The following is a 6,701-nucleotide window of genomic DNA, read 5'->3' as shown; positions in this document are numbered from 1 at the left end:
GATGGCAGCATTGACCTAGCCGATTTAATAGCTATTCGTGTGAAAATCTAAAAAATGGCTAGAGGCTAAGAAGTAAGACGTATAAAAAAAGATGAATGATACGAATCAAGAGGTTAATTAACTTATAGATGATTATAGGGTTTAACTAGACTTTATAATGGTCTATGGTATTGTTACAGGGCATAAAATATTAAAGTAAGCAATGGTTATAGAGCCATTTTTTACTGGTGAGCCAGTCCTGTAAGAGCTAGCGATAAGGAAGAGGCTATGAGGTAATCATTGATGATTGTATTCATACAAAATGATTGCACCATAGCCTCTTTAGCTTTGATATTATTAAATAGAGGGGGTGCCACAAAACTAGTTACCTAGTTTTGCGACACCCCCTCTATTTGATGGAATGGATGAAGAAAATTTATATTAAGATTGGGGCGTTATAGGGGGTTGTGGCCCACGACGAATGATAGTAGGCTGAGGTTTGTAAGTGCTTGTATTAATTTTTTCTTTTTTTACCAGTACACCATCTTTATAGTAATGCTTGTAAAGTACTACCTTATGACCTACTTTACCATAAGCTTGTATAATCTCTTGGCCTATGGGAAGGGTTGGATCTTCTTTATAAAGTGGTTCTGGAACCTCTATCGTTTCAATAAGTTCCGATTCGAATTGAGCTGTGTAGTCTGGTTTAAAGTCTTTGTGACCATAGAGATTGACAACAACTTTATTATCTTCTATATAGCTTTCTATGTACAGTGGATACTCCGAGTTGTTGATGAATTGGAAGTCTACACTATCTGTGGCGTAGGTAGCATCTAATCCAAGAGGGGTATAAGATACAGGTAGAGAGTGATTGCGACGCATGTAGATATCTATATCTGTCCGAATGACGGCATTGTAAAGGGTTGAAGACACTTGGCATATACCACCACCGATACCATCTACAAATTCACTACCGGTAATAACCTTAGCATTTTTATACCCTGTTGAAGTTGTAATAGGTTCTAGTTGCTTAGAAAACATGAACTTTTCACCAGGTTGGAGCGTTGTATTGATGTTTTTTGCAGCAAGTGCAATATTTGCATTACGATCAGGGTTATTTGCACTAAATGTTGTATAGAAACTGGCAAGGGGCACGTTATAATCCTTCAACATGTCAGCTGTGTATTCGGGTTTTAATGTAAGGAGAGGGAGCTGAATAAGACCATCTTCATTTTTAGCTACAAGTGCTTGAATTTGAGTAATAGCGTATTCAAGATCCGCTTTGTAACCATCTACTGGATCACTCACTTCAAAATGACGAGGAAATTTCTTAAGTTCAGCGTTAATAGGTGCTTTGTAAAATGTTTCTAAGTAAGGTGCTATGCGTGTAGCAAGTGTAGCCTCATCTAAACGTGGAGTAAGTGAAAAATGAATAGGTTCTACAGAAGGGTTTTTAAGGGATTGATAGCGTGCCCATAGATTGCCTTCATGACCAAGTTGCTGAGCCTCTAACAGTATTTCATCTAGATTGTAGGTTACACCTAAGGCTTGATATGTAAGATCTACTGTAGCAGTGTTATTTTTTGTAGTCAGTGTAATATTTTTTTGTTCAAGCATAGGTAGAAGTTGGTGTGTCAGTTCTTCAGTAGCTTCTTCAAGTGTCATACCTTGAATATTAAAATCATGAATCCATATATTTTCAGCAAATATTTTGTCATATTCTTTTACTTGAAGATATACATTCACCATATAAATGATGAGGGTAAGCAATAAAATAGGGAGTATAAACCTATACGGCCAGTGTTTGTTTTTTGTCATGGTAAATCTCCTTTTCTGTTTACATAATTATAAACAAAGATTAAAGGAGATGTCAAAGAAATAGTAAATAAAAGTTAGTGTGTAGCATTTTTATAGTCAGTAGGAGACATACCAAACTTTTTCTTGAACATCTTAGAAAAGTTAAAAAGGTCATGATAGCCTACAATATGTTCTACATAAAGCAAGGCTATCCAGAGCTTATTGAAGCGTTTAATATTCCTTTAGATGAATATACACATCATTGCATCCAGCAAATTGAAGGATGGGAAAACCAACGTGATGACTTGCTTGCACATCCTATTTTAGAGCACAACCGTAGTCAAGAATATGCTTCTTACATTATGGAAGCCATTGTTACAGGTAAACCTTATAAGATTGGTGGCAATGTACTCAACAGTGGACCCTTAATTGAGAATTTACCAGCAGATGCCTGTATTATTGCCAATGGTTTCAACCATACACTATAAAGCAATTGAAATAGAAGGGGAATTTAAATAGCAATAGTATAAGAAAAACATCGCCAAAAGATGATGAATACGCTATAATGTATGATGATTTAAAAAAGTAAGGAGAGCATGAATATGACAAGTGATATGACACAAGGCAAGCCTTTTAAGTTATTTATATGGTTTTCAATCCCATTACTTATTGGTAATGTCTTTCAACAACTTTACAGTATGGTGGATACCATTATTGTAGGAAAATTTTTAGGAGAAGAGGCCTTAGCCGCAGTAGGTTCGACAGGGTCTATGTTCTTCTTGGTTAATGGCTTTTTATTGGGGCTTACTAGTGGGTTCTCTGTTATGGTTGCTCAACGGTTTGGTGCAAAGGATGAGGCCAGTGTTAAAAAAGCGATTGCGAGTAATATTACATTAACAGTTATCGTTACTTTTGTGGTAACAATGGTCATGTTAATTTTAAAAACACCCCTTTTAAGACTCATGAATACACCTGATAATGTATTTGAATATGCAAATACATATATTACAATTATTTATGCAGGGATTTTTACTCAGGCATTTTATAATATGTCTGCTGGTATTTTACGTGCACTAGGAGATAGTAAAACCCCACTTTATTTCCTCATTATAGCTTCTATAGTCAATATCGTTTTAGACTTAGTGTTTATAGTAAACTTTGATATGGGCGTGGCAGGAGCAGCTTATGCTACAAATATCGCTCAAGGGTTAGCTGCTGTACTATGTCTTGTTTATAGTTATAAGAAATTCCACTTATTAAAACTCAAAAAAGAAGATTTTAAAGTACCAGCAAGTTACTATCGTACACATTTTTGTATCGGTATTCCTATGGCCTTACAGTTTTCTATTACAGCAATGGGTGTTATGACCCTTCAAAGTGCCATTAATATTTTTGGTTCAAGCGTGATGGCAGCCTATACGGCAGCATCTAAGGTGATTCAGCTGGTGATGCAACCTGTAGTGACTTACGGGGTATCTACTGCTACATTTGTAGGACAGAATTTAGGGGCAGGGTTATACCAACGTATTCGTGAAGGGGTTAGAACAATAACCTTTATCTCTATCGGTACAAGTATACTAGCAAGTTGTGTGCTTTTTATTTTTGGAGAAACCCTTGTAGGCTTCTTCCTAGAAAATCCTAGCCAAGAAGTCCTTGGGTATGCAACACAAGTTTTAAACTACGCAGGGATGTTCTTTATCCCATTGGGTCTTATTTTCGTTTATCGAAATGCCCTTCAAGCCATGGGGCAATCCTTTGTACCTATGATGGCAGGTCTGTTTGAGTTAGTGGCACGTGCAGTTGTTGCCTATACATTGCCAGCCGTTATTGGCTTTACAGGTATCTGCTTAGCAGACCCAGCAGCATGGATTGCAGCATTTGTACCACTTATCATTGTTTACTTTATTAAAATGCGTAAAGTCGAACAGGAAATGTCTAAAGCATGTATGGCAAAAGCATAATACACTAACTATTTATACACAATGGATCCCTTTTATAACCCCTAAGAATCTACTTATTTTACCTATTCAATAGGCATTTAAGTAGATTCTTTTAATTTGTGTTTTAAATCATGTGACATCATATATGAAGTGTATACAAACTTAAATATGAATAACTCAGCTTCCCCATCAATAAAAAGACGTTAAAACTAGCTATGATATAACTTTCAAGAAAAATGGAATAAAATTTCAAAATAATATATAATAAATAAAGTAAATGATATAGAGAAGAAGTGAGGAAGTTAAAAGATGAAATTATTCAAGAAAATATGCTTTTTAGGGTGTATGTTAATACTTCTTGGTCAACCTATTTATGGAAAGACATTGGAGAGTATGAGCGTGAAAAATGTAACCTTGATTCCACTCCGTACAGTGAGTGAATACTTGAATGTACAAGTGCAATTTGATAAGGGGAGTCAACAGCTTACTGTGTTGAATGAAGGAAAAGAAATTGTTCTTACTTTAGGGAGTGCAGAGGCTTACGTAAATGGTGAAGTGCAAACATTAGAAGTGGCACCACGTATGGTGAATGGTGTAACCTATGTACCACTTAGGTTTATTGGAGAGGCATTAGGCGCAGTAGTCAATTTCCAACAGGGAAAAGTATCTATTGAACTAGGAGAACTTAAACAGGAGTGGACTTTGAAGCAAGCAACGGCACCTAGCAATGCTTTTAAGTCTGAAACTAAGACAGTGCTAGGGAAGAAAGTAACTTGTATCACCATTGATATGCAAAGTGGGCAGGTTGTGCCAAGTATTCAGTTAGCAAATAATCAAATCAATCAAGTAGCAGAGTTAAAAACGTTAGGACAAAAAAGCGAAGCAGCGATTAATGGGACTTATTTTGCAGCTTATAATGGAGACGTGCCTTACCCAGATGGAACCCTTGTGAAAGATGGACAACCTATACATATTACAGACATTGGGTGTACAGTAGGGTTTACCTCAGATAACCAAGTGCTTATTGATTTTGTGAAGACGCGTGTACAAGGTTATGTTAATGAGGAACCAAGATGGGTGACTTATCGTATGAATAGACCTACCAAAGATGCCAGTGCCACTGTGATTTATACACCAGAGTATGGGAGCATTGTACAATTAGAGCCAGGTTATATAGGTATTGTTTGCAGTAAGGGGCAGGTGGTCAAGCATGTAATAGGTTCGGCCACGATTCCAGCGGATGGTTTTGTATTGGTGATGCAAGGTGGGCGTACAGATGGGTTTAATCTAGGGGATAAAGTTAGGTATGAGGTAACTTTTGAGCCACGTCATACAAGTCAAGAAGATTGGAAGCAAGTGGAACAGGCACTAAGCGCAGGACCGAGCTTGTTGATTCGGGGTGAGAAGACCCCCCTTCCTAAAGAAGAAGGATTTACAGAGGCCAAAATCCTTACCCAAGTGGCTTCTAGAAGCTTTATTGGCATAACAAAAGATCAAAAAGTTATGATAGGGACAACGACGGCAAGCATTAATGAGATGAAAGAAATGATGAAGGTGCTAGGTCTAGAAAGTGCCATGTGCTTAGATGGTGGGGCTTCTTCTGGTCTTTATTATAAGGGACAGTATAGGACAAACCCGGGGCGTAAGATTAGTAATAGCATCGTATTTAAAATTTAAACAAAGGAGCAACTAACTTGTCTGCTAGACAGGTTGGTTGCTCCTTTGTTTAGATTGAAAGGTTACAACGGCAAAGTTGCTATAGCTTTTTGGAATTGAAGAAGTGCTTTTTCTAGGTTGCAACGTGGTGTTCCAATATTCATGCGTATAAAGCCAATAGCGGTCGGGTCAAAGGTTGTTCCAGAATGTACCCAACATTTTCCTTTGTGAGTGATGAAATCTATAAGGGCTTCTTGGGTTTCAAATCCTAGGTTACGACAATCTATCCAAAGGAGATAAGTCCCTTCACTTTGAATGAGACGCAGTATGGGTAGATGTGTCTTCAAAAAGGTTTCTACATAATTTTTATTAGCCTCAATATAGGAGACAAGCGCGTCAACCCAAGCATCCCCTTCATTATACCCTGCCACAACTAAGTCAATGGCAAAAGGTGAAAGGTTGTGAAGGAATAAAGGTGCTAGAGCCGCTTCAAAGGGCTTACGGATAGTGGCATTGGAAATCATAATATTTGCGGAAGAAATACTCGCAACGTTAAAGGTTTTGCCGGGTGCAACACAAGTGATCAGCTGATTGGAAATAGCAGATGAGATATTGCCCATTGGCGTATAGTGATAGTCTTTAAAGACAAAGTCTTGATGGATTTCGTCAGACACAATCAGCACTTGATGTTTGACACAGAGTTCACCCATACGTTTGAGCTCTTCATAAGTCCAGACACGTCCGACAGGGTTATGTGGATTGCACAAAAAGAAGAGCTTAGTATGCGGACGGCTCAATTTTTCTTCCAAATCTTCAAAGTCGATTTCATAATGGTCATTTTTTAAGATTAAGGGATTGTTTAGAACTTGGCGCCCATAGGCCATTGCACTCGATTCAAAGGAATGATAAACAGGACGTTGCACAAGGACAAAGTCATCGGTATGACAAAAGGTTTGAGCAATTAAGCCTAATGCACAGACAATACTTGGAGCAGTTACAATCCATTCCTTTTCAATGTGCCATTGATGTCTGCGTTGGAACCAGCCGACTAAGGCTTCGTTATAAGCGTCAGGTTTATAGGTATAGCCATAAATAGGATGCTTAGCACGCTCAATAAGTGCATCTGTGATACAAGGTGCAGTTGCAAAGTCCATATCGGCTACCCAAAAGGAGAGGGTATTTTCTGGAATATGATAGTATGCTTTACAGTCCACTTTATAGCAGTTGGTATGGGTACGGTCAATCGGATGGTCAAAATGATAGCGCATAAAAGATTCCTCCAAAGTAGTTGCTATATCTAATGTAAATAAAATAGAGGATGACGTCAAT

The 6,701-nt window shown here is 37.8% G+C and carries 5 protein-coding genes; 3 read left to right on the top strand and 2 right to left on the bottom strand.

Annotated elements, in window-relative coordinates; translation table 11 throughout:
* Positions 1-420 precede the first annotated feature (420 nt).
* The gene (locus RRY75_RS13510; RefSeq protein ID WP_332528023.1) at positions 421-1,797 is read right to left on the bottom strand and encodes a VanW family protein; all 1,377 of its coding nucleotides are present in this window, start codon (positions 1,795-1,797) and stop codon (positions 421-423) included.
* A 77-nt stretch (positions 1,798-1,874) separates the two neighbouring features.
* On the opposite strand from RRY75_RS13510, the gene RRY75_RS13505 reads away from it, so the two are divergent.
* From RRY75_RS13505 to RRY75_RS13495, 3 genes are all read left to right on the top strand, one after another.
* Positions 1,875-2,264, top strand: coding sequence for a hypothetical protein (locus RRY75_RS13505; RefSeq protein WP_332528434.1), 390 nt, complete (start codon positions 1,875-1,877; stop codon positions 2,262-2,264).
* 114 nt (positions 2,265-2,378) lie between these two features.
* Complete coding sequence (locus tag RRY75_RS13500; protein WP_332494432.1) at positions 2,379-3,737, top strand: MATE family efflux transporter; 1,359 nt, start codon at positions 2,379-2,381, stop codon at positions 3,735-3,737.
* 288 nt (positions 3,738-4,025) lie between these two features.
* A complete protein-coding gene (locus RRY75_RS13495) occupies positions 4,026-5,393 on the top strand; it encodes a phosphodiester glycosidase family protein (RefSeq protein ID WP_332494431.1) in 1,368 nt (455 codons plus the stop codon).
* A 62-nt stretch (positions 5,394-5,455) separates the two neighbouring features.
* Here the strand turns inward: RRY75_RS13495 and RRY75_RS13490 are convergent.
* The coding region (locus RRY75_RS13490; RefSeq protein WP_332494430.1) for a MalY/PatB family protein at positions 5,456-6,701 on the bottom strand (1,246 nt) is incomplete at its 5' end.

It is taken from the genome of Niameybacter sp., assembly GCF_036655075.1.
GTDB lineage: Bacteria > Bacillota > Clostridia > Lachnospirales > Cellulosilyticaceae > Holtiella.
The sequence above is the reverse complement of the archived record's forward strand: the minus strand, read 5'-3'. Positions and strand labels throughout refer to the sequence as shown.

Excerpts from the sequence above, each read along its gene's own strand:
- RRY75_RS13500 (WP_332494432.1), top strand. The coding sequence starts at position 2,379 with ATGACAAGTGATATGACACAAGGCAAGCCTTTTAAGTTATTTATATGG.
- RRY75_RS13510 (WP_332528023.1), bottom strand. The coding sequence starts at position 1,797 with ATGACAAAAAACAAACACTGGCCGTATAGGTTTATACTCCCTATTTTA.
- RRY75_RS13495 (WP_332494431.1), top strand. The coding sequence starts at position 4,026 with ATGAAATTATTCAAGAAAATATGCTTTTTAGGGTGTATGTTAATACTT.